Raw genomic sequence first — 22141 nt, forward strand, 5'->3', positions numbered from 1 at the left:
ACACCATGGACACCATCCCTGGCCTGTGGGACACCGACACCGTCTGGCTCAACACCGCCCAGTACGGCATCCCACCCGCACCCGCCCACCAAGCCCTCACCCGGGCCCTGGACCACTGGCGCTCGGCCACCGGCGACCCCCGCGACTGGGGCCGGGAACTGGAACGTGCCCGCACCCACCTCGCCGCCCTGGTCAACGCACCCGTCGACGACCTCGCCCTGGGCTCGGGCACCGCCCAGATCGCGGGCACCATCGCCGCCAGCCTGCCCGAGGGCGCCCGTGTCCTGGTCCCCGAAGGCGACTTCGCCTCCATCGTCTTCCCCTGGCACGCCCAGGCCGACCGCGGCGTCACCGTGCACACCGCCCCCCTGCACCGCCTCGCCGAAGCCATCGACACACGCACGGACCTGGTGGCCTTCAGCCCCGTCCAATCCGCCGACGGAACACTCGCCCCCACCGACGACATCCTGGCCGCCGCCCGCGCCCACGACGCCCTGGTCGTGGCCGACGCCACCCAGGCCGTCGGATGGACACCCGTGCGCGCCACCGACTTCGACGCCCTGATCGCCTCCGCCTACAAGTGGCTGATGGCCCCGCGCGGCCTGGCCCTGGCCTACCTCTCACCCGCCCTGCGCCCGCGGCTGCGCCCCCACAACGCCGGCCCCTCCGCCGCCCAGGACCCGCCCTCGGCCATGTACGCCACCCGCATGGACCTGGCCACCACCGCACGGGCCTTCGACCTGTCCCCCAACTGGTTCGCCGGAGTGGCCGCGGCCGCCTCCACCCGGGTCCTGCTCGACACCGGCCTGGAACGGGTGCGCGCCCACAACGTGGCCCTGACCGACCACTTCCGCGCCCTCCTGGGCCAGGAACCCGCCGGATCGGCCATCACCTGCGTGGACCTGCCCCACGCCGCCGCCCGCCTGGCTGACGCCGGCATCACCACCACCCAGCGAGCGGGCCGCACCCGCCTGTCCTTCCACCTGTACAACACCCACGACGACGCCGAGCGCGCCGCCAAGACCCTGCTGCGCACCTGACGCCCGGGTGGGCCGGCGCGCGCCGGCCCACCCGGAGGAACCGACACCCTCCCCGCCCGGCCACCGTCGCACCGGCCCGGTGGCCCACACCCCCTACGGCCGCCCCGGCCCACCCCCGCCGAAGGGGGTCCCCACGTTGCCCATCACCCGGCTCACCGCGATCTCGACCACCACCCGGTCGGGGTTGGGGCGCGGGGCACGGTACCGCTCGGCATAGCGGCGCTCGGCCTCGGCCACCGCCTCCTCCTCACCGCGCACCGTCGCCGTCCCCTCCACGGTGCACCACCGGCGCCCCTCGACCTGGGACACCGACACCCGCACCCCCGGACGCGCCCCCAGGTTGCGGGCCTTGTAGCTGGAGGCCGAGCAGATCACCCGCACCAGGTGGCGCTCGACGTCATAGGTGGCCCCCACCGGCACCTGGTGGATACTGCCGTCCGGCCGGGGACTGGCCAGCGTGCACAGGCGCCGCTCACGCCAGAACTCCACGAAGGTGCCGGTGTCGGCCCCGTCCACACAACCCCTGGTGTTCGCATCCATCCCACCAGCATCCCAGAACACCCCGCGCCCACACGCGCACCACCACCCTTGCCACCCCGGGCAGCGGCGTGCCATGCTCGGAATTGGGCACACGCCCAAGGCAAGCGACCAAGGCACACGACCACAAGGCGGCACGGTGCACCACACGACACAACGCGGCGCACAGGTACGCCAACGGCTCCTGAACGCCGCGACCGACCTGATCGCCCAACGCGGCTGGAACGCCGTCACCACCCGCACCCTCGCCCACCACGCCGGCGTGGGCCCCGGCCTGGTCCACTACCACTTCGACTCCCTCCAGGCCCTGCTCACCGAAGCCGCCACCCAGACCCTGCGCACCCTCGCCGACGAGGTCACCCAACACCTCCAAGGCACCACACCCGCCCAGGGACTGGACCTGATCCTGCGCGACCTGGACCGCTACCCCGGCGACGACCCCGCCTCACGCCTGGTCGCCGAGACCTACCTGGCCGCCACCCGCGACCCCGCCCTGCGCCACGCCGTCACCGACGTCCTCCTCGACCTGCGCCACCACCTGACCGACTGGCTCCAGACCACCGACATCCCCGACCCCCGCACCACCGCCACCGCCCTGGCCGCCGCACTGGACGGCGTCATGCTGCACCGCGCACTGACCCCCGAACCGACCGGCACCCAGCTCGCCCCCGTCCTGCGCCGCCTACTCACCCACCACGAAGGAACCCCCGCGTGAAAGCGATCATCTGCGGAGCCGGCATCGCCGGCCTGGCCGCCGCCCACCAACTCCACGCCCACGGCTGGCAGGTCACCGTGTGCGAGAAGTCCCCCGCACCGCGCACCCAGGGCTACATGATCGACTTCTTCGGCCCCGGCTACCAGGCCGCCCACCGCATGGGACTCCTCCCCCAGCTGCACCAGGCCGGCTACGACATCTCCCAGGCCACCTTCGTCGACACCCACGGCACCCCCCGCGCCCGACTCACCCTGCCCCGCATCGCCAGCGGCGGCCTGGTCTCCCTCATGCGCCCCGACCTCGAACGGATCCTGCGCGAGAACCTGCACCCCGACGTGCGCCTGCGCTACGGCTCCGCCCTGACCGGCTTCCACGACCACGACCACGGCGTGGACGCCACCCTCGCCGACGGCCGCACCCTCACCGCCGACCTCCTCATCGGCGCCGACGGACTGCACTCCACCGTGCGCCGCCAGGTCTTCGGCCCCCACACCGACCACCTGCGCTACCTGGGCATGCACACCGCCGCCTTCACCTTCGACGATCCCCGCATCCACGCCCAGGTCCACGACGGCTTCTACCTCACCGACACCATCGGCGCCCAGATGGGCCTGTACGGGCTGCGCGACGGCCGCGTGGCCGCCTTCACCGTGCACCGCCACCCCACCCCCGGCACGCCCCCCGACCCCCGCGCCGCCCTGCGCCACGCCCTGGCCGACCTGGGATGGCTCGTCCCCCAAGCCCTGCACCACTGCCCCCCGGCCCCCGACCTGTACTACGACCAGGTCGCCCAGAGCACCGTCCCCCGCTGGAGCCGAGGACGCACCGTCCTGCTGGGCGACGCCGGCGGCGCGGTGTCCCTGCTGGCCGGACAGGGCGCCTCACTGGCGATGGGCGGAGCCTTCGCCCTGGCCCACCACCTGGGCACGGGCACCGACCTCCACCAGGGACTGCGACGCTTCGAGGAACACTGGCGGCCCCTGGTCCACCAGCGCCAGCGCGCCGCCCGACGCACCGCCCACTGGTTCCTGCCCACCCGCCCCGCCCACATCCTCATCCGACGCGCCGCCCTGCGCCTGACCGCCCTCCCCGGCGCCCACCGCCTCCTGGCGGGCGCGCTCACCGGCAAACCCGCACCCCTGACCGGGACGCACACCCCCTGACCGCACCGGACCCCCTCACAGGTCCACCCACCCCTCCAACCCCGACGGCGAACGGCACCACACCCGCCCCCGGACGCAACCGCCCATCACACCGGTACCACCGGGCCAACCCCCGCTCAGCCCCCGCGTCCCCACCGTCCGCGGCCACCAACAAGGTCGAGTCCTACAGCGCCTTCTCGGCCTGGTTGCGGTTCGGCAACGGCGGGGTGCTCGCCGACAACGACCCCGTCGAGCAGGAGAAGCTCATCAAGCTCATCCCGCGTACCGGGCGCCATCAGGAAGGTGCGGATCGAGACCGCGAACAACGCGCCCGGGACCGGATCTGCGCCCTTCAGGGGACCAGCCCGTGCAGGGGCAGCAGGCCAGCTCTGGGGGCGGAGGTGCTGTTGCCCTCCAGGTAGGAGACCACCGCGCCGGGCACCGCCAGGGCGTGGTGGGCGGAGGAGCCCGACCACGGCTCCTCGGACGGGTCAGGCCACCCCTCGCCCACACTGACCGGTGTCCACTCGCCCTCTTCCTGTCCTGCACCGGTCCAGGGCAGGACCGCCAGCGCACGCACCTCCCGGTCCAGGGCGTCGTCGTAGGCGATGTGGGGCACGACCAGGGAGGCCCCGGCACGGAGGACCGTTCCAAGTTCCACCACAGGTCCAGGTCCCGCTCCACCCGCGTGCTCCGCGCGGTCTCGCCCGCGGCGGCGGCCAGGACGTGGGCGGGTTCGTCGGCCTCCCACTCGCGCACCACCACCGCGCCAGCGGTGTCCAGGGCCAGGGCGCGGTCCCGGGCTTCTCCGGGCGTTGCGGGCAGTGCCCGCACGGGTTCGCCGTCGGCCAGGGCGAATACGTTATCGTCGGCCCCCACCACCGGCGCGCCCTCACCCGTCTCCCGGGGTGGGTACACGCCGGGCAGGCCGATGCGCAGGTCCTGGGGGTCCAGTCCCGGCACCACACCTGTTCTCCCGTGGCGGCGGCGAGGGCGATGACGCTCCACCGCGCCAGCGGGCACGTCCATGTGCAACAGGGCGTCTGTGAGGTCGTACTCCACCTGCGGGTCCTCCAGGCACAGGCGGTTCACCAGGACCCGGTCGCCGTAGCGCTGGTCCCACCGTCCTCGCCCCACAGGCACACCTGGCCTTGGGGGCCTCCTCCCACGCGAACTCCCAGAGCCGTTCGGCCGAGTCGGTGGCGTAGGCCAGCACACGGCTGGCGCCGTCCTCATCGGCGCGCACCACACGCACCTCGGGGGTCAGGTAGCGCACCGGGGCCGGGTCCTCCCCGTCCGTGACCGGCGGCGGGGGCAGGGGCGCGTCACGCACCACGTCCCCGGTGGTGGTGTCCAGCACGACCATCGTCTGCGTCGCGGAGCCGGGTTCGCTCACGTGCAGCAGCGCGGGCGGGATGCCCCACTCCCTGCCCTGTGGGTGTTTCCGCGCCCTCGGGGCGGGGTGTCCTCCCAGTTCAGGGCTGCGCGGGGCCCTCCTTTACGCTACAGTCTTCGTACGACAGTTCGAATGCGGTGTCTTCCTCCCCGGCCGCGCGGCCACAGGGAGGGGTGTTTGGTGTTCGCGCACCTGCGGGTCGCCTCCTCCTACTCGTTGCGGCACGGCACCGCCGCCCCGGCCGAGCTCGTGGCCCGCGCCGCGGCCGACGGCCAGCCGGTGGCGGCGCTGACCGACCGCGACGGTCTCTTCGGCGCCGTCGAGCACGCCCGCGCCTGCCGCGAGGCCGGGCTCCGGCCCGCGCTCGGCGTGGACCTGGCCCTGGCCACCCCCGGCGGCGGCCGGGTGGTGGTGCTCGCGCGCGGCACGGCCGGATGGGCCTCCCTGTGCCGCCTGGTCACGACCGCCCACCACCGCCCCGGTCCGACCGCCGCCACCCCCGAGGATGTGGCCGAGCACGCCGACGGACTCGTGGCGCTGCTGGGGCCGGATTCCGACGTGGGCCGGGCCCTGGCCGGACGCCAGGCCGCCCAGGCCCGCACGCTCCTGAACGCCTGGCGCTCCACCGGCGCCGAGATCGCCCTGGCCCCGCACGACCACGGCGCACCGGGCCAGCGCCGGGTGGCCCGGGCGCTGGTGCGCCTGGCCGACGAGGAACGCCTTCTGGCCGTGCTGACCAACGCGGTACGCTACCCGACCCCGGCCGACGCGCCCCTGGCGCGGGCCCTGGACCGCATCCGCCAGTGGGCGCCGGGCGGCTACACCCCCGAGGCGCCCACCGACCGGGCCCACCTGGCCGCCGGCGCCGACATGCTCGCCGTGGCCGAGGGGGTGTGCGCGGGTGACCGCTCCCGGGCCCGGCGGCTGCTCGCGCACACGAACGCGCTGGCCGCCTCCTGCGCCCTGGACCCGGACGCCGACCTGGGCATGGGCCGGTTGCACCTGCCCGAGCGGCCCGGCGCGTCCGCCGAGCTGCGCGCCCGGTGCGCCGCCGGTGCGGCCCGGCGGGGCCTGGACCGCGACCGGCGCGCGCTGGCCCGCCTGGAGACCGAGCTGGCCGTGGTGGACCGGATGGGGTTGTGGTCCTACTTCCTGACCGTGGCCGACGCCGCGGCCGCCATCGGCGGCAAGGGCATCCGGGTCTCGGTGCGCGGGTCGGCCGCCGGGAGCCTGATCGTGCACCTGCTGGGCATCAGCGCCATCAACCCGCTGGAGCACGGCCTGCTGATGGAGCGCTTCCTCACCCCCAGCCGGGCCGGGCAGCCCGACATCGACCTGGACGTGGAGTCCGCCCGCCGCCTGGAGGCCTACGACGCGGTGATCGCCCACCACCCCGGGGCCGCCGCGGCGGTGGCGATGGTCGACACCTACCGGGCCCGGTCCGCACTGCGCGACGCCGGGGCCGCCCTGTCCCTGCCCGCGGCGGACGTGGAGCGGATCGCTGCCGCCTTCCCCCGGGTGCGGGCCTCGCGCATCCGCGAGGCGGCCCGGGAACTGCCGGAGCTGAGCCGGGTGGGCGGCGCCCCCCTGACCGGCGACCACGTCGAGCGCCTGTTCACGCTGGCCGAGCGGTTGGACGCTCTGCCCCGGCACGTGGCCATGCACCCGTGCGGGCTCGTGCTCACCGACCACGCCCTGACCGAGCGGATCCCCACCCAGCCCTCCGGCGCCGGGTACGCGATGGTCCAAGCCGACAAGACGGGGGTGGAAGATCTCGGCCTGCTGAAGTTGGACATCCTGGGTGTGCGGATGCAGTCCGCGCTCGCCCACGCCCAAGCCGAGATCGAGCGCACCACCCACACCAGGCTGGACCTGGAAACCCTGCCCGACGGCGACGCGGCCACCGCCCACCTGATCGCCACCGGCCACACCCTGGGGTGCTTCCAGATCGAGTCCCCCGGCCAGCGGTCCCTGGTCACCCGGCTGCGCCCTCGCGATCTGGCCGACCTGGTCGCCGACATCAGCCTGTTCCGCCCCGGCCCCATGGGCGTGGACATGGTCTCCGCCTACCTCAACGGCCGCGACGGCACCCCCGCCCCGGCCCCGCACCCGGATCTGGACCCGATCCTGGCCGAGACCGGCGGCGCCCTGCTCTGGCACGAACAGCTCCTCCACGTCCTGGACGCCTTCACCGGGTGCGGCCTGGACCGCGCCGAGGCGATGCGCCGCGCCCTGGCCAGCGACCAGGGCCGCGCCCAGGTCGAGACACAGGTGCGCGCGCTGGCCGCCGAGCGCGGCCACCCCGCCCCGGTCACCGACCAGGTGTGGGCCATGGTGGCGGCGTTCGGCGCGTTCGGGTTCTGCAAGGCGCACGGGGTGGCCTTCGCCCTGCCCACCTACCAGTCGGCCTACCTCAAACGCCACCACCCGGCCGCCTTCTTCGCCGGGCTCATGGCCCACGATCCGGGCATGTACCCGCGCCGCCTCCTGCTCCAGGACGCCCGGCGTATGGGCGTGCCCGTCCTGGGCCTGGACGTCAACGCCTCCCACACCACCTGGCGGGTAGAACAGATCCGGGGCGCGGGCCCGCCCCGGTGGGGGGTGCGCCCCCCGCTGGCCGACGTCACCCGCCTGGCCGAACACCACCTCGACCAGATCCTCACCGGCCGCCCCTTCGCCGACCTGCCCGACCTGCTGGCCCGCACCGACCTGGACGGAGAGGCCCTGGACGATGTGATCCTGGCCGGAGGCCTGGACTCCCTCACCGGCGGCCGCGCCCGCCGGCGCGATGTCCTCCTGCACGCCCACGCCCTGCGACGCCACCGCACCGCCCCTGCTGGGCCCGACCAGCTCACCCTGACGCCCGACCCGAGCAGGCGGCGCCCCGCCTCACCGGTGGCCATGACGCGCACCGACGCCATCGCCGAGGAGATGCGGGTGCTGGGCTATGAGCTGTCCGGGCACCTGCTGGACGCCCACGCCCCCGATCTGGCCCGCCTGGCAGCCCATCATCGGCTCACCCTGGCCCAGAACCTGCACCGGTTGGAGGAGGGCGCCCCGGTGACCGTGGCGGGGCTGCGGGTGAGCGTGCAGACCCCGCCCACCCGCTCCGGGACCCGGGTGGTGTTCGCGACCCTGGAAGACCGCACCGGCCTGGTCGACCTGGCCCTGTCGGCCCGCGCACAGCGGCACTCGGCCGCCGCGGTGTTCAACGGCGGGGTGCTCCTGGCGCGCGGGCGCATCCGCCGGGCCGCCCCGGGAGCGCTGCCCACCGTGGACGCCACCCAGGTGCGCCCCCTGGCCTGAGAGTGGGGATTCAGGTCCGGATCGGGGCGCGGGAACCGCCAGGCGCCGCCAGCCCTCTCACCTACCGCACCCGCCCGTCCTCGGAAAGGATCCCTTGGTGTCTAGTCTGCTCACGCTGATCTTCCTGATGATGATCGTGGCGATCATCGGAGCCGTCGTGATCCTGATCAATCCGGAGGTGGCCTGGCACCTGCGGTCCTGGCAGTACCGCGATCCCGAGGCCAACTACCCCTCCGACGCCTGGTTCGCCATGCAACGGGTCGCCGCCGGCGTGATGCTCGTGGTCTGTCTCGTGGTCCTGTCCCAGCTATGGGAATCCCCTTCCCCGTCCTCCGAGGAGCGCACCGCGGCCTCCCCGGCCCAGGAAGCCTCACCCACGCCCACGTCCGAGCGCCGCACGCTCACCACCATGCTCACCCTGGACGGCCGTATCTACGGCTACACCCCCACCGACCACGGCATCCTGCTCTACGTCGACACCGGCCACTGCGCCAGCGACCCCCTGGTGGAGGCCACCGAGGAAGCCGACGCCATCCGCCTGCAGGTGCAGGTCGACGTCGGTGAGCTGTGGTGCAGCAGCGAGAACGACGTCCTGTCCCGACACCCCGTGGACCTGGAGGAGCCGCTGGGCGATCGCCGGGTGCGCGACAGTGAGGGCTCGGCCGTGCGCCTGTGCCGGGAAGGGTGCGACAGCACCGCAGGCGCGGAGGACACCCCTCCTCAGGAGTGAGAGCGCCGCCCCCCGGCTAGGCCGGTTCCAGGTTGGTGGAGATGTCGGTGGCTCCGAACGCGGCCAGGACCAGGAGCAGGAGCAGCGCCCCCACGATCCGGGCGAGCAGGCGGGCGCGGGGCCCCACCCACACCAGCACCAGGTGCAGCAGCGACACCGGCAGCGCGGCGTAGAGCAGGTACAGGGCGATGGACAGCAACGGGCCGCTCCAGGGGTGCGCGCCGTTGGCCGTGGCCATGTACGACCCCATGAGCAGGAAGAGGCCGCCGCCTCCCACCACGACCACCCCCACCAGCCACAGCGGGACCATCACCCAGCGGTGACGGTAGAGGAAGTCCTCGCAGATCCGCACGATGTTCGCCATACACCCAGGCTGGCGCACCCTGCGGCCGCGCACATGAGTACGCGTACTCGGCCACCCGGCACGGGCGTTCCCCTGCGCCCCAAAGCCGGGGGTGGCCGTGTTCGGCCAGTTGTCCCGAACCGCCCACACGCCTGGGCGCCGCGTGTTATCTGTGCGCACATGCTCACCGAGGATCGACGCCGGGCACGCGACGCCGCCACCGTCACCAACGCGAAGTCACGGCAACACCCCACCAGGGGCGGCTCCCGGCCCCCAGACCACGACCCCGCACAGCGCGCCTGGTCGGTGGCCGCATCCCCTCATAGTGGGTGAGGGCCCCGCGCACCGCACGCCCGATCCCCGCCACGCCCGCTCGCCCTCCAGGTCCACCACCTCGGCCAACCACAGCCGGGGGCATCCCCGCCTGACGCAGCAGACGAATCAGACGCGCCCGCTCCACCTGCTCCACCCGATAGGTGCGATACCCGTCCGCACCCACCCGGTCGGGCACCAACAACCCCGACCGCTCGTACAACCGCAGCGCCTTGGCCGACAACCCACTGCGCCGGACGGGGCTCAAGAGTACTCATGGCCCGAGTCTGGACCCTGCCCCAGGGGCACAGCCAACCCCCAGGGCCGCCCCCGCCCCGCCCTGGTCCCGCACGCGGGCCGGCCCCGGTGGGGCCCTCAGCGCTCCCGGAGCAGGCGCACCAACGTGTCGACCTCCTCCTCGGTGTTGTAGTAGTGCACCGAGGCCCGCACCGCCTCCCCCACGGCCCGCTCGCGCTCCCACACCTGGTTGTCCAGGCGCGACACACTCACGTGCACCCCCGCCTCACGCAACCCCCGCCGCACCCGCTCAGCCTCCACACCCTCCACCGTGAACGTCACGATCCCCGACCGCACCCGCCCCCGGTCCAACACCCGCACCCCCGCCAGCCGCCCCAACCGCTCCCGGGCGTAGGCGGCCAGGGAAACCACCCGCTCCTGGATCGCCGCCATCCCCACCCCGAGGGCGTAGGAGGCGGCGACCCCCAACCCGATCTGACCGGCCACACTGCGCTCGAAGCTCTCGAACCGGCGCGCGTCCCCCCGCACCCGGTACCCCTGCCCCTCCCACGACGCCGAGGACACGTCCACCGAAGGCGGCTCCCCCAGGTCCGCACCCGAGCGGGCGTAGACGAACCCCGTCCCACGCGGCCCCCGCAGGAACTTACGACCCGTGGCGGTCAACACGTCACACCCCCACCGGTCCACGTCCACCTCCCACTGGCCCACCGACTGGCACGCGTCCACCACGAACAACGCCCCGTAGCGGCGGCACAGCGCCCCGATCTCCTCGACCGGGTTGACCAGCCCGTTGTGGGTGGGCATGTGGTTGATCGCCACCGCCCGCACCCCACCGCGCCCCAACTCCTCCTCCAACGCCCCCAGGTCCATCACCCCCCAGGCGTCGTCACCCACCACCTGCACGCGCACCCCACGCTCACGGGAGGCCTTGACCAACCCCATCGCGTTGCTGGGGTACTCACTGGAGGTGGTCAGCACACGGTCCCCCGGAGCGAACGCCACCGACCCGAACGCCACCTCCCACGCGCGGGTCGCACTCTCCACGAACCCGATCTCCCCCGGGGAGGCCCCCACCAGCTCCGCGACCGCGGTGTAGAACCCCTCCACCGCCTCCGCCGCGTACTCGGCGGCCTCGTACCCGCCCACGCGCGCCTCCAGGCGCACATGGTCCACCACCGCCTCCACCACCGGCTCCGGGGCCAGCGAGGACCCCGCGTTGTTCAGGTGCACCACCTCGGCCACCGCCGGGGTCTGCGCCCGCACCGCCGCCACGTCGATTCCCACACCAACCTCCGCTCGCCCACGACAACGCCGACGAACCTACCCCGCCCCGCACCACCGCGCCCCGGCCGGCCGCCTCACCCGCGGCGGCCGACAGCGGAGGAACCCATGGAACGCGCCAGCGCCCCGAACCGGCCCTGTCGCCAAAACCCCGACCGCACCCGACGCGGCCGACCCGTGGCACCCCCACACCCCCACCATCAGCCACAATGGCCACACACCACATCCCCCGGGAAAGGTCACCACCACCGACATGCCCATCCCCAAGGCCGAACTGCACCTGCACATCGAAGGCACCCTCGAACCCGAACTCGCCTTCACCCTGGCCCGCCGCAACGGCCTCACCCTGCCCTACACCACCGTGGACGAGCTACGCGCCGCCTACTCCTTCACCGACCTGCAGTCCTTCCTGGACCTGTACTACGCCCTCATGGACGTCCTGCGCACCGAAGCCGACTTCACCGACCTGGCCAACGCCTACCTGACCCGCGCCGCCCACCAAGGCGTACGCCACGCCGAGATCTTCTTCGACCCCCAGGCCCACACCAACCGCGGCATCCCCCTGGACACCGTCATCAACGGCCTGGCCGCCGCCCTGGACACCAGCGAACGCACCCACAACATCAGCACCAGCCTGATCCTGTGCTTCCTGCGCGACCGCCCCGCCGCCGAAGCCCTCCACACCCTGCACCAGGCCCGCCCCCACCTGGACCGCATCAGCGCCGTGGGCCTGGACTCCGCCGAGGTCGGCAACCCCCCCGAGAAGTTCACCGAGGTCTTCGCCGCCGCCCGCGACCTGGGCCTGCGCCGCGTCGCCCACGCCGGCGAGGAGGGCCCCGCCTCCTACGTCTGGCAGGCCCTCAACCTCCTGGGCGTCGAACGCCTCGACCACGGCATCCGCAGCCTGCAGGACCCCGACCTGATCGCCCACCTGGCCGCCACCCAGATCCCGCTCACCGTGTGCCCGCTCTCCAACGTGCGCCTGCGCGCCGTCCCCACCCTGGCCGAACACCCCCTGCCCGCCCTCATGGACGCCGGCCTCCTGGTCACCGTCAACTCCGACGACCCCTCCTACTTCGGCGGCTACGTCCACGACAACTACCAGGCCCTGCACACCGACCTGGGACTGAACGCCGACCAGCTGCGCCAACTGGCCCGCAACTCCTTCACCGCCGCCTTCCTGCCCCCCGAGCGCAAGGCCCAGCTCATCGCCGAGGTCGACGCCTACCCCCACCCCTGGTGAACACACCGCGGGGGCGGACCCCAGGGCCCGCCCCCGCACCAGACTCACCCCACCCAGGTCAACCGCTGGCCGTGCCCACCCGAGAAACCCACCACACGCCCGTCCAGACCCACCACGAACCCCGACGCCGACTCCGGACGCGGCCCCACCAACTCCGGCACCACCCGCACCCCCTCGTTGGACACCCAGTGCACCGGCAGCTCACGCACCGCCTCAACGAACGCCTCCCGCCGCTCACCGGGCACATACGCCAGCACCGCACTATGAAAGACCACCACCCGCGCCCCGGCCGGAGCCCGCTCCACCACCTCACCCAACCGCTCCACCAGGTCACCGGCCACCACCTGCGGCGGATCGGCCGCGGCCACCGACGCCGCCGCGCGCAACCGCTCCCGCCGCGCCACCTCATGCGGCCCCGGCCAGACCAGCGCCTCCAACCACCGCAGGTCATCCTCTGAGCGCACGTCCAACGGGTTCAGGTCGATCCCCGTCCGCCAGACCACCTCGGGCACCCGGTCGGGCACCGGCACCGGCCCCGACGTCTCGCACTCCAACAGCACCGGACTCTCAGCCGGGCCGATCACCGGACCGCCGTCGAAGGAGTACCGGTACCGGTCCGGGTACAGGCACAACCCCGCCGACGTCCCCACCTCCACCAACGCCAGCGGCCCCTCCACACGGGCCAGGACCGGCAGCAGGGTCGCGCACCGGCGGACCTCGTTGGTCTGGGTGTGGCGCTCCATCACCACCGCCCGCACCCGCTCCCAGTGCTCCACCACCCAGGCGCGAAACTCCGGCCACGACCCCACCGGCCCGCCCAGGAACCGCACCGCGCCCAACAGCAGGTTGGGCTGGCGCTTGTTGCCCGGCGGCAGCGAGGCCACCAACGCCAGCACCCGCTCGTCCCCCGCCACACCCCGCGCGATCTCCGCATAAGCAGGGGAATCACCGAACGCGTAGTGCTCCACGAAGGACAGGTAATGCTTCACGATGCGTTCGGTGTCCGCACCGACCTCAGCCACGTGCTCCACGGGCCCACACTCCTCAACCACCGGGGGGAGACGACGTGCCCTGGTCCTACCCCGCCGCACCCCGAGCGGAGCGGTGACCCCCCTCACCCGCCCCGCCGCCCAACGACGCCGTCCGCACCCGGTACCGTGACCCCGGTGCCCGCGCGGCCCCCGCGAAGACCTCCAACGGCCCCAGGACGTCCGGACTCCGCACACCGTCGAAGACGACGATCACCACCTCGCGCCCCATGCCCCATCCCACCCGCCCCGTCCCCGGGCCGCAAGGCCGCACACCCCACCCTTCCCGCCACCCCGCGGGAACCCCCCGACCCCACCGGGCGTTCCACCCACCGAGACACCAGACCCGAGCAGATCACGAGAACTCTCACCCGCGCCGGACGATCCCAGGCAGGTGACGACCACACCACACGAACGGACACCCGTGAGGCTCTCCCACCGAGGCAAGCTCCGCCGCAGCTCCGCCACCGCCACCGCGCCCGCCCCACCCCTGGTGGAACTGCACGACGTGTCCCTGGTCCGGGCCCGCGCCCGCCTGCTCGACCACCTGGACCTGGCCGTCCACCCCGGCGAACACGTGGCCCTGGTCGGCCTGGACCCGGACGCCACCACCGCCCTGACCCATGTGCTCACCGGCCGCACCACCCCCACCTACGGCCGCCTGGCCGCCCACACCGGAACCCGCCTGCTCACCCCCCACCCCCGCCCCACCCTGGGCCACGCCCTCACCGGCCAGATGAGACCCGACCCCGCCGACCCGCACCTGACCCCCGCCCTGGCCGCCGCCGGCCTGGATCCCGCCCACCTGCGCACCCCCCTGGCCGACCTCGACCCCGACCTGCGCCCCCGGCTGGAACGCGCCCGCGACCTGTACGCCACACGCACCGACACCCGCCTGCTGCTGCTCACCGACCCCCCGCCCGAACAGCCCGCACCCGCCCCCACCCCCGGCACCGGCCTGCTCCTGACCACCCGCCACCCCGCCCGGGCCCGCACCGCCGACCGGGTCCTGCTGCTCTGCAAGGGCCGCGTCACCGAGACCGGAACCCACCACCAGCTCCTGGTGCGCGGCGGCGCCTACGCACGCCTGTACGCCCTCACCGGCACCCACCGCACCACGCGGGGCACCCTAGGATGAGGGTGTGGCACCCATCGTCAAGGAACTCACCGTCGGCCAGGTCGCCGAACGCGCCGGAGTCACCGTCTCGGCCCTGCACTTCTACGAACGCCAGGGCCTGATCCACAGCCGCCGCACGGCGGGCAACCAGCGCCGCTACCAGCGCGACACCCTGCGCCGGGTCTCCTTCATCCGCATCTCCCAACGCGTGGGCATGCCACTGGCCCGCATCCGCCAGGCCCTGGACACCCTCCCCGACGGGCGCACCCCCACCCGCGAGGACTGGGCGCGCCTGTCCGAGCAGTGGCGCGCCGAACTCAACACGCGCATCGACCAGCTCATCCGCCTGCGCGACGACCTGACCAGCTGCATCGGCTGCGGCTGCCTGTCCCTGGGCACCTGCACCCTGTCCAACCCCGACGACGAGCTCGCCGCCGCGGGCCCCGGCCCGCGCCGTCTCATGGTCGACGCCCTCAAACAGGACACCGCCCCCTAACCCGCTCGGCGGACCCGCCCCGGCCCGTCCGGGAGCGGCACGGCCGCCGCCATTCCCGCCACCGCGCCCGAACCCACCGCGACCGCCCGCCCGCCGCCCGCGGCAGGGCGCACACCACGAACAGCGCCACCGCCGCCGCCCCAGCCCCGCCGCTGACCCCCAACCGCCACCGCAGGGCGTAGACCACCTTCGAGACCGCGTACAGCGACGACCACCCCGCCGCCGCGACCGCCCACCACACACGCCGACGGGGGCGGTGCGAGGCTCCGGGAACCGTCACGGCCCCCATCCTGCCCGCACCGCCCCCACTCCGCCTCCCCCCACCGGGGGAGAACAGGGCAAGCGGCCCCTACACCAGACCCGCGGCCTCGTCACGCCCGCGCCGGGCCAGCTCATCGGCCCGCTCGTTGCCCTCGTCGCCGCTGTGCCCGCGCACCCACCGCCACTCGACCTCATAGCGCGAGGCCACCTCGTCCAGGCGCTGCCACAGGTCCACGTTCTTGACCGGCTTCTTGTCGGCCGTACGCCACCCGCGCCGCTTCCAGTTCGCCACCCAGGAGGTGATGCCGTTGCGCACGTAGGAGGAGTCGGTGTGCACCAGCACCGGCACGGGCTTGGTCAGGCTCTCCAGCGCCCGGATCGCCGCCATCAGTTCCATCCGGTTGTTGGTGGTCTGCGGCTCACCCCCGTACAGCTCCTTCTCGTGCCCGCCGTAGCGCAGCCACACCCCCCACCCTCCCGGGCCCGGGTTGCCGCTGCACGCCCCGTCGGTGTAGATGACCACTCGCCGCGTCGGCTCGCCGCCGACCTCGTCCCCGTTACGCATGCCGGGCAATCTACCGCCCCCGCCGGTCACGAAAAGGCCACAGCCACCCTCAAGAGGGCCACAAACAGGGCCAGATGCCTCCAATGGAGCTTTTCACCCTGCCAAGGCGGACGGCCGACCGGTCCAAAGGCACCCCCGCCCCCGCCCCCGCCGACCACCGCGCCCCGCCCTCACTCCCGCCCCCGGGGACGGGCCCGCAGGTGCGCCCGCTCCCCCTGACGGCCGAACAGGCTCAGGATCTCCACCGACTCCGCCCCCGCCGCACCGAACCAGTGCGGCACCCGGGTGTCGAACTCCGCCGCCTCACCCGGCACCAACACCAGATCGTGCTCCCCCAACACCAGCCGCAACCGCCCGCTGAGCACGTAGAGCCATTCATACCCCTCGTGCGTCTGAGGATCCGGTTCCCCCCGCGCACCGCTCTCCAGCACCAGCTTGTAGGCCTGGATACCCCCCGGACGACGGGTCAGCGGCAGCATCGTCATCCCGTGCCCGGCGACCGGCCGCAGATGGACCCGCGGATCCCCCGTGGGCGGAGCGTCCACCAACGCGTCCAACGTCACCCCGTGCGCCCGCGCCAACGGCAGCAACAGCTCCAGGGTGGGCCTGCGCGCCCCCGACTCCAGCCGCGACAGGGTACTCACCGAGATTCCCGTCGCCCGCGACAACTCCGCCAGGGTGCTCCGACGCCGCTGGCGCAACGCCCGCAAGCGCCCGCCCACCCCCTCCAACGCCCGGCCCAGTTCCTCGTCCATCCCCCCATTTTGCCATATCAGCAACAAGCTTTGCCAGAATGGGGGAGTGGCGCGCACAGTACACCCATGACCAACACACCGCACCCCACCACCTACGACGCCCTCGTCATCGGCGGCGGAGCCGCCGGACTCAGCGGCGCCCTCACCCTGGCCCGCTCACGGCGCTCCGTCGCCGTCATCGACGCCGGCACCCCCCGCAACGCCCCCGCCCAGGGTGTCCACGCCCTCCTGGGCCACGACGGCATCCCACCCGCCGAACTCCTCAGCCGCGGCCGCGACGAGGTCCGCCGCCACGGAGGCCGCGTCATCACCGGCCACGTCCGCACCGCCACCCGCCATGAGGACCACTTCACCCTCACCCTGGCCGACACCACCACCCTGCGCGCCCGCCGCCTGCTCGTGGCCACCGGTCTGAGCGACATCCTTCCCGACATCCCCGGACTGGCCCGCCGCTGGGGACGCGACGTCGTCCACTGCCCCTACTGCCACGGATGGGAGGTCCGCGACCAACCCATCGGCGTCCTGGCCACCGGCCCCCTGTCCGTCCACCAGACCCTGCTCTTCCGCCAGCTCAGCGCGGACACCACCCTGTTCACCCACACCCACGGCCCGCTCACCGACGAACAGGCCGAACAACTGGCCGCCCGCGGCGTCGACGTCGTCCACGGCACCGTCACCGCCCTGGAGACCGACCAGGACCGCATCACCGGCCTGCGCATGGACGACGGCCGCCTCATCCCACGCCGCGTCATCGCCGTGGCCACCCGCATGAGGGCCAACACCGACCCGCTCACACCCCTGGGCCTGCGCCCCGTCCCCCACCCCTCGGGAATGGGCGAACACCTGCCCGCCGACCCCACCGGCCGCACCGACGTGCCCGGGGTCTGGGTCGCGGGCAACGCCACCGACCTGTCCGCCCAGGTCGGCTCCGCCGCCGCCGCGGGCGCCCTCGCCGGAGCCCACATCAACGCCGACCTCGTCCAGGAGGACACCCGACGGGCCCTGGCCGCCCACCGCGCGCCCCTCTCCCCCGCCGCCGAGGCCGGCCTGCACGAGCGGACGGCCGACCCCGGCCGCCGCCACGGCCTGTAACCCCCGCACACACCGGTGGGGCCGCCCCCGCACGGGGACGGCCCCACCCTGGCCGCGGGCCGCGGGCCCGACCGGGCCCGCGGCCCTCAGGCCGACAACTCCTGCTCCAACCGCTCCGCCCGCTCCTTGCGGCGCGCGAAGACGTCGTTGGCCATCTCGTTCATCTTCTTCAGCACCCGCTTGCGCTCGCGCGCGCTCAACCGGTCCACGTAGACCCGCCCCAGGGTGTGGTCGGTCTCGTGCTGCAGGCACCGGGCGAAGTACCCGCTGCCGCTGACCACCACCGGCTGCCCGTCCCGGTCCAGACCCCGCACCGTGGCGTGCTCGGCCCGGCCCAGGTCCGCGTGCGGACCCGGCACCGACAAACACCCCTCCGGCTCCACCACCACCGGATCGTCCAGGTCACGCTCGTCCAACACCGGGTTGACCACGTGCCCCACGTGCCGCACACCCTCATCGTCGGGGCAGTCGTAGACGAACACCCGCAGGTCCACACCCACCTGGTTGGCGGCCAACCCCACACCCTCGGCGGCGTACATCGTCACGAACATGTCGTCGATCAGCCCGGCCAGCTCCGCACCGCCCAGCATGTGCTCGGGCACCTCGGCGTTACGCCGGTGCAGCACCTCCTCACCCGTCACGGTGACGCGCCGCACCCGCCCCCGGGCGGCCTCCGGCGCGAACTCGGGAAAGTCCGCGACCTCACGGCCCTGAACGACGGCACCCACGGGCCTGGACTGCTCCGACATGCTCCCACTCTCACCACACGACACCGGCGACCACCGGTGACGCGCCGCCACCGGCATCCCCGAAAAATAGCACGGCCCACCAGGCCCCCGACGACTCAGCGGAACCAGGAGTTGCCCTGGATCAGGCACCGCGCCAGATAGTCGCGCAACGACACCACCACCAGGCGCCGCCGATCGGTCTCATGGTCCCACACCACGATCCCCGGACCGTAGTCGGTGTGCACGTAGGCGAACTGCGGCCCCATGTCGGAGTCACCGAAGAAGATCATCTCGTCGAAGGGCGCGTACAACTCCAGGTAGTCCGGCTCCCGGCGCATCGCCAGGTTGTCCTCCACCAGGCGCCGCGCACTCCACACCACCGCGTCCCCGTACTCGTTGGTCACCCCGTCGGTCTCACGCAGCAGCGAGGCCAACTCGAAGGGCAGGGGCAGCATCAGGTGCTTCTCGACCTCGGCCAGGGTCACCTCGTCGGCCGGATCACTCAGATCGGCCTCGGGATACATCTCCAGGATCAGTTCACGCCACACACTCCTGATCATCACAGGTCGTGGCAAGACACGGGAAATCGTTGACGGCGAGTTGCGCCAAAAACCCAGCCGCCACGCCCCCGCACCACCGCAAACCCCCACCAGACCCCCAGCGCCCGAAAAACACCCGACACGCCACATCCGTCACCATGCGTGCACAACAAAGTACCCTTAGTCACAATATTCCCATGGCTACCACCACACAGCGCCTCCTGGCCGCCACCGCACTCACCACGGCCCTGGCCCTGCCCACACCGGTACACGCCACCACCTACCCCGGCCACACCACCAGCCGCTACGTCCCCCTCACCGACACCACCCCCACCCAAGCCCACGAACACGGCTGCGCCGAAGGCCGCACCGGCATCACCGGCCCCCGCATCCTCTTCTTCGGCACCCAGGAAGCCGACGACCGCCTCCGCGAACCCGGCCGCACCGCCAGCTCCACCACACCCCGCTCCCCCTACAGCAAAGCCGCCCAGTACGCCCACCACTGGGCCCAGGGCTTCACCGAGTGCCGCACCAACCAGGCCACCACCCACCTGGCCCTGGGCGTCAACAACAAGGAGGACAGCGGCCTCACCGGCACCCACGCCGGACAACGCTGGGCCCACCTCGTCACCCAGGTCCGCAAGGACTCCACCACCGACGCCGTCACCATCACCACCGCCCTGGACGCCGAACCCTCCTGGTCCACCCCCGCCTGGGCCCGCGACTGGCTCGCCGCCTACACCAAAGCCACCACCATCCCCCTCTACGCCGCCAACTCCGCCGACTCCTGCCCCACCACCACCTCCAGCGACTGCGCCAACGGCTGGAGCCTGGCCGACGTCCACCACATGGCAGGCGGAGGCAACCCCCGCATCCACGTCATCCCGCAGATCTACCGCACCGACGGCATCCAAGCCCGCCAATGGGCCAACATCAGCCGCTGGGGCCACACCAACACCCGCGACCCCCTCCGCTTCGCCGGAGCCATGTCCCAGCACACCGCCTGCCAACAGCGCAGCTGCACCAAGACCGACAACACCCCACAACAGGCCTGGACCCAACTCAAGGAAGCCCTCGACGCCCACGAGAGCACCCGCGTCAACACCCTGGGCCCGGCCACCGACATGCGCTGGCCCTGAACCCCCCACCACACCCCCGCGCACGGCGGGCCCCGCCACCCCGGGCCCGCCACACCCAGACGGCCGCCAACCCCTCCCCAGGCCACCCCGGCCACCAACCGCACCGGCACAACCCCCACCCCGCGCCCGCCCACAGGGGAGCCACCACCACCGCGCCCGACCCCCGAACACGACACAATGGACCCCACCACACCCGCAGGAACGGAAGAAGCTACCCACCATGGCCACCGCACCCCACCACCGCGCAGGCCGCCTCACCACCCTGGCCTACCTCTTCCTCCTGCTCTCCCAGAACATCGCAGCCCTCCTCCTGCTCCCCCTCGTCATCGCCTCCGCCGTCCTCACCCTCCTGTGGATCGGCCTGCCCTTCGTCATCCTCACCGGCACCCTCCTACGCACCCTCGCCCACAGCCAACGCCGCACCCTCACCCACCTCAACCCCAAACACCCCCTCCCCTTCGCCTACCGCCCCATCCCCCCAGCAGGCATCACCCGCCGCGGCGCCACCATCATCACCGACCCCGCCACCTGGAAAGACCTCCTCTGGCTCATCTCCGGCGCCGCCAACATCACCCTCATCGCCCTCCCCCTCACCCTCCTCGCCCACGGCACCCTCCTACTCCTCTTCGCCCTCGGCCTCACCGGCCCCACCCTCTACGACACCTACACACCCACCACCCCCCTCCAACACCTCCTCCTCCTGGCCCCCGCACTCCTCCTCCTCGCCCTGGGCTACCTCCTCCTCCCCCTCACCACCGACCTCTACCTCCGCTTCAACCGCCTCCTCCTCTCCCCCTCCGAAAAAGCCCGCCTCACCGCCCGCGTCGCCCACCTGGCCACCAGCCGCGCCAACACCATCGACACCCAGGCCGCCGAAATCCGCCGCATCGAACGCGACCTCCACGACGGCGCCCAAGCCCGCCTCGTCGCCCTCGGCATGAACCTCGGCATGGCCGAACAAATCGTCGAACACGACCCCCACACCGCCCGCGCCCTCCTCACCGAAGCCCGCGAAACCACCCGCCACGCCCTCACCGAACTCCGCGACCTCGTCCGCGGCATCCACCCACCCGTCCTCGTCGAACGCGGACTGCACGGCGCCGTCCACGCCCTGGCCCTGACCCACCACCTCCCCATCACCGTCACCATCGACCTCAACGGCCGCCCCGCCGACCCCGTCGAGTCCGCCGCCTACTTCGCCATCGCCGAACTCCTCACCAACACCGCCAAACACGCCCACGCCACCCATGCCTGGGTCCACATCAACCACGGCCGCAACCGCCTCGTCATCACCGTCGCCGACAACGGCACCGGCGGCGCCAACACCACCGGCAGCGGCCTGACAGGCATCCGCAGACGCCTGGACGCCTTTGATGGCACGATGAACCTCACCAGCCCCCCAGGCGGCCCCACCATCGTGACCCTGGAGATCCCGTGCGCGTTGTCATCGCCGAAGACCTTGCCCTCCTCCGAGACGGCCTGATCCGCCTCCTCCAGGCACACGACTGCACCGTCGTCGCCGCCGTCGACAACGGACCCGACCTCCACACCGCCCTGACCGACCACAAACCCGACGTCGCCGTCGTCGACGTCCGCCTGCCCCCCACCTTCACCGACGAAGGCCTCCAGGCCGCCATCGCCGCCCGCACCCACATCCCCGGCCTGCCCATCCTCGTGCTCTCCCAGCACGTCGAACAGCTCTACGCCCGCGAACTCCTCTCCGACGACACCGGCGGCGTCGGCTACCTCCTCAAGGACCGCGTCTTCGACATCGGCCAGTTCATCGAGGCCGTCCGCCGCGTCGCCGCCGGGGGCACCGCCATGGACCCCGCCGTCATCTCCCAACTCCTCGCCCGCCAGGACTCCACCGGGCCCCTGGCCCAACTCACCCCCCGCGAACGCGAAGTCCTCTCCGAAATGGCCGAAGGCCGCTCCAACTCCGCCATCGCCGCCCGCCTCTACATCACCGAAAAAGCCGTCAGCAAGCACATCAACAACATCTTCACCAAACTCGACCTCCCACCCTCCTCCGACGACAGCCGCCGCGTCCTGGCCGTCCTGGCCTACCTCAACGGCCAATAACCCCACCCCGCACACGACGAAGGCCGCGGCCCCGAC

General features: G+C 72.9%; 22 protein-coding genes. 12 read left to right on the forward strand and 10 right to left on the reverse strand.

Annotation, left to right across the window (positions count from 1 at the left end):
• The first annotated feature begins 5 nt into the window (after nucleotides 1-5).
• Entirely contained in the window at nucleotides 6-1040 is a 1035-nt protein-coding gene (locus FYW95_RS21385; RefSeq protein ID WP_159943487.1) for an aminotransferase class V-fold PLP-dependent enzyme, read from the forward strand.
• A 93-nt stretch (nucleotides 1041-1133) separates the two neighbouring features.
• Here FYW95_RS21385 and FYW95_RS21390 read toward each other — a convergent pair whose 3' ends face one another.
• On the reverse strand, nucleotides 1134-1580 hold the full coding sequence (locus FYW95_RS21390; RefSeq protein ID WP_159943486.1) for a pyridoxamine 5'-phosphate oxidase family protein: 447 nt from the start codon (nucleotides 1578-1580) through the stop codon (nucleotides 1134-1136).
• Between the two features lie 136 nt (nucleotides 1581-1716).
• On the opposite strand from FYW95_RS21390, the gene FYW95_RS21395 reads away from it, so the two are divergent.
• Nucleotides 1717-2292, forward strand: coding sequence for a TetR/AcrR family transcriptional regulator (locus FYW95_RS21395; protein WP_236567871.1), 576 nt, complete (start codon nucleotides 1717-1719; stop codon nucleotides 2290-2292).
• Nucleotides 2289-3455, forward strand: a complete 1167-nt coding sequence (locus tag FYW95_RS21400; RefSeq protein ID WP_159943484.1) for an FAD-dependent oxidoreductase — start codon at nucleotides 2289-2291, stop codon at nucleotides 3453-3455. The genes FYW95_RS21395 and FYW95_RS21400 overlap by 4 nt, the downstream gene beginning before the upstream one ends.
• Before the next feature lie 331 nt (nucleotides 3456-3786).
• On the opposite strand, the gene FYW95_RS21405 is transcribed toward FYW95_RS21400, so the two are convergent.
• Nucleotides 3787-4095 (reverse strand): hypothetical protein, encoded by a 309-nt coding sequence (locus tag FYW95_RS21405; protein ID WP_159943483.1) that lies wholly within the window; start codon nucleotides 4093-4095, stop codon nucleotides 3787-3789.
• A 915-nt stretch (nucleotides 4096-5010) separates the two neighbouring features.
• Here FYW95_RS21405 and dnaE point away from each other — a divergent pair.
• Together dnaE and FYW95_RS21415 are read left to right on the forward strand one after the other, a co-directional pair.
• Nucleotides 5011-8136 (forward strand): DNA polymerase III subunit alpha, encoded by a 3126-nt coding sequence (gene dnaE, locus FYW95_RS21410; protein WP_159943522.1) that lies wholly within the window; start codon nucleotides 5011-5013, stop codon nucleotides 8134-8136.
• A 97-nt stretch (nucleotides 8137-8233) separates the two neighbouring features.
• Nucleotides 8234-8866 (forward strand): DUF6199 family natural product biosynthesis protein, encoded by a 633-nt coding sequence (locus FYW95_RS21415; protein ID WP_159943482.1) that lies wholly within the window; start codon nucleotides 8234-8236, stop codon nucleotides 8864-8866.
• Nucleotides 8867-8882: 16 nt separating this feature from the next.
• On the opposite strand, the gene FYW95_RS21420 is transcribed toward FYW95_RS21415, so the two are convergent.
• From FYW95_RS21420 to FYW95_RS21430, 3 genes are all read right to left on the reverse strand, one after another.
• Entirely contained in the window at nucleotides 8883-9230 is a 348-nt protein-coding gene (locus FYW95_RS21420) for a hypothetical protein (RefSeq protein WP_159943481.1), read from the reverse strand.
• Nucleotides 9231-9432: 202 nt separating this feature from the next.
• Complete coding sequence (locus tag FYW95_RS28440) at nucleotides 9433-9789, reverse strand: MerR family transcriptional regulator (RefSeq protein WP_370463246.1); 357 nt, start codon at nucleotides 9787-9789, stop codon at nucleotides 9433-9435.
• Between the two features lie 107 nt (nucleotides 9790-9896).
• A complete protein-coding gene (locus tag FYW95_RS21430; RefSeq protein WP_159943480.1) occupies nucleotides 9897-11063 on the reverse strand; it encodes an aminotransferase class V-fold PLP-dependent enzyme in 1167 nt (388 codons plus the stop codon).
• Between the two features lie 250 nt (nucleotides 11064-11313).
• On the opposite strand from FYW95_RS21430, the gene FYW95_RS21435 reads away from it, so the two are divergent.
• The gene (locus FYW95_RS21435; protein ID WP_159943479.1) at nucleotides 11314-12303 is read left to right on the forward strand and encodes an adenosine deaminase; all 990 of its coding nucleotides are present in this window, start codon (nucleotides 11314-11316) and stop codon (nucleotides 12301-12303) included.
• Between the two features lie 44 nt (nucleotides 12304-12347).
• Here the strand turns inward: FYW95_RS21435 and FYW95_RS21440 are convergent, their stop codons facing one another.
• Nucleotides 12348-13334 carry a DUF2332 domain-containing protein gene (locus FYW95_RS21440; RefSeq protein ID WP_159943478.1) on the reverse strand — a complete coding sequence of 329 codons (987 nt, stop codon included), beginning with the start codon at nucleotides 13332-13334 and terminating at the stop codon, nucleotides 12348-12350.
• A 421-nt stretch (nucleotides 13335-13755) separates the two neighbouring features.
• On the opposite strand from FYW95_RS21440, the gene FYW95_RS28665 reads away from it, so the two are divergent.
• Nucleotides 13756-14469 carry a P-loop NTPase family protein gene (locus tag FYW95_RS28665; RefSeq protein ID WP_159943477.1) on the forward strand — a complete coding sequence of 238 codons (714 nt, stop codon included), beginning with the start codon at nucleotides 13756-13758 and terminating at the stop codon, nucleotides 14467-14469.
• Nucleotides 14470-14473: 4 nt separating this feature from the next.
• Nucleotides 14474-14944: a redox-sensitive transcriptional activator SoxR gene (soxR, locus tag FYW95_RS21450; protein WP_159943476.1), complete on the forward strand. Its 471-nt coding sequence runs from the start codon at nucleotides 14474-14476 to the stop codon at nucleotides 14942-14944.
• Between the two features lie 349 nt (nucleotides 14945-15293).
• Here the strand turns inward: soxR and rnhA are convergent, their stop codons facing one another.
• Together rnhA and FYW95_RS21460 are read right to left on the reverse strand one after the other, a co-directional pair.
• Nucleotides 15294-15770 (reverse strand): ribonuclease HI, encoded by a 477-nt coding sequence (rnhA, locus tag FYW95_RS21455; protein WP_159943475.1) that lies wholly within the window; start codon nucleotides 15768-15770, stop codon nucleotides 15294-15296.
• 170 nt (nucleotides 15771-15940) lie between these two features.
• Nucleotides 15941-16525 carry a helix-turn-helix domain-containing protein gene (locus FYW95_RS21460; RefSeq protein ID WP_159943474.1) on the reverse strand — a complete coding sequence of 195 codons (585 nt, stop codon included), beginning with the start codon at nucleotides 16523-16525 and terminating at the stop codon, nucleotides 15941-15943.
• A 66-nt stretch (nucleotides 16526-16591) separates the two neighbouring features.
• Here FYW95_RS21460 and FYW95_RS21465 point away from each other — a divergent pair, with 66 nt between their 5' ends.
• A complete protein-coding gene (locus tag FYW95_RS21465; RefSeq protein WP_159943473.1) occupies nucleotides 16592-17617 on the forward strand; it encodes an NAD(P)/FAD-dependent oxidoreductase in 1026 nt (341 codons plus the stop codon).
• An 86-nt stretch (nucleotides 17618-17703) separates the two neighbouring features.
• Here FYW95_RS21465 and def read toward each other — a convergent pair whose 3' ends face one another.
• Nucleotides 17704-18366, reverse strand: a complete 663-nt coding sequence (gene def, locus FYW95_RS21470; protein WP_159943472.1) for a peptide deformylase — start codon at nucleotides 18364-18366, stop codon at nucleotides 17704-17706.
• Nucleotides 18367-18461: 95 nt separating this feature from the next.
• Entirely contained in the window at nucleotides 18462-18905 is a 444-nt protein-coding gene (locus FYW95_RS21475) for an SMI1/KNR4 family protein (protein WP_159943471.1), read from the reverse strand.
• A 176-nt stretch (nucleotides 18906-19081) separates the two neighbouring features.
• On the opposite strand from FYW95_RS21475, the gene FYW95_RS21480 reads away from it, so the two are divergent.
• From FYW95_RS21480 to FYW95_RS21490, 3 genes are all read left to right on the forward strand, one after another.
• Nucleotides 19082-20023, forward strand: a complete 942-nt coding sequence (locus FYW95_RS21480) for a hypothetical protein (RefSeq protein WP_159943470.1) — start codon at nucleotides 19082-19084, stop codon at nucleotides 20021-20023.
• Between the two features lie 220 nt (nucleotides 20024-20243).
• Nucleotides 20244-21506 (forward strand): sensor histidine kinase, encoded by a 1263-nt coding sequence (locus FYW95_RS21485; RefSeq protein WP_159943469.1) that lies wholly within the window; start codon nucleotides 20244-20246, stop codon nucleotides 21504-21506.
• Entirely contained in the window at nucleotides 21458-22105 is a 648-nt protein-coding gene (locus FYW95_RS21490) for a LuxR C-terminal-related transcriptional regulator (RefSeq protein WP_159943468.1), read from the forward strand. The genes FYW95_RS21485 and FYW95_RS21490 overlap by 49 nt, the downstream gene beginning before the upstream one ends.
• Nucleotides 22106-22141: the final 36 nt, after the last annotated feature.

It is taken from the genome of Nocardiopsis sp. FR4 (assembly GCF_009830945.1).
Taxonomy (GTDB): Bacteria; Actinomycetota; Actinomycetes; order Streptosporangiales; family Streptosporangiaceae; genus Nocardiopsis.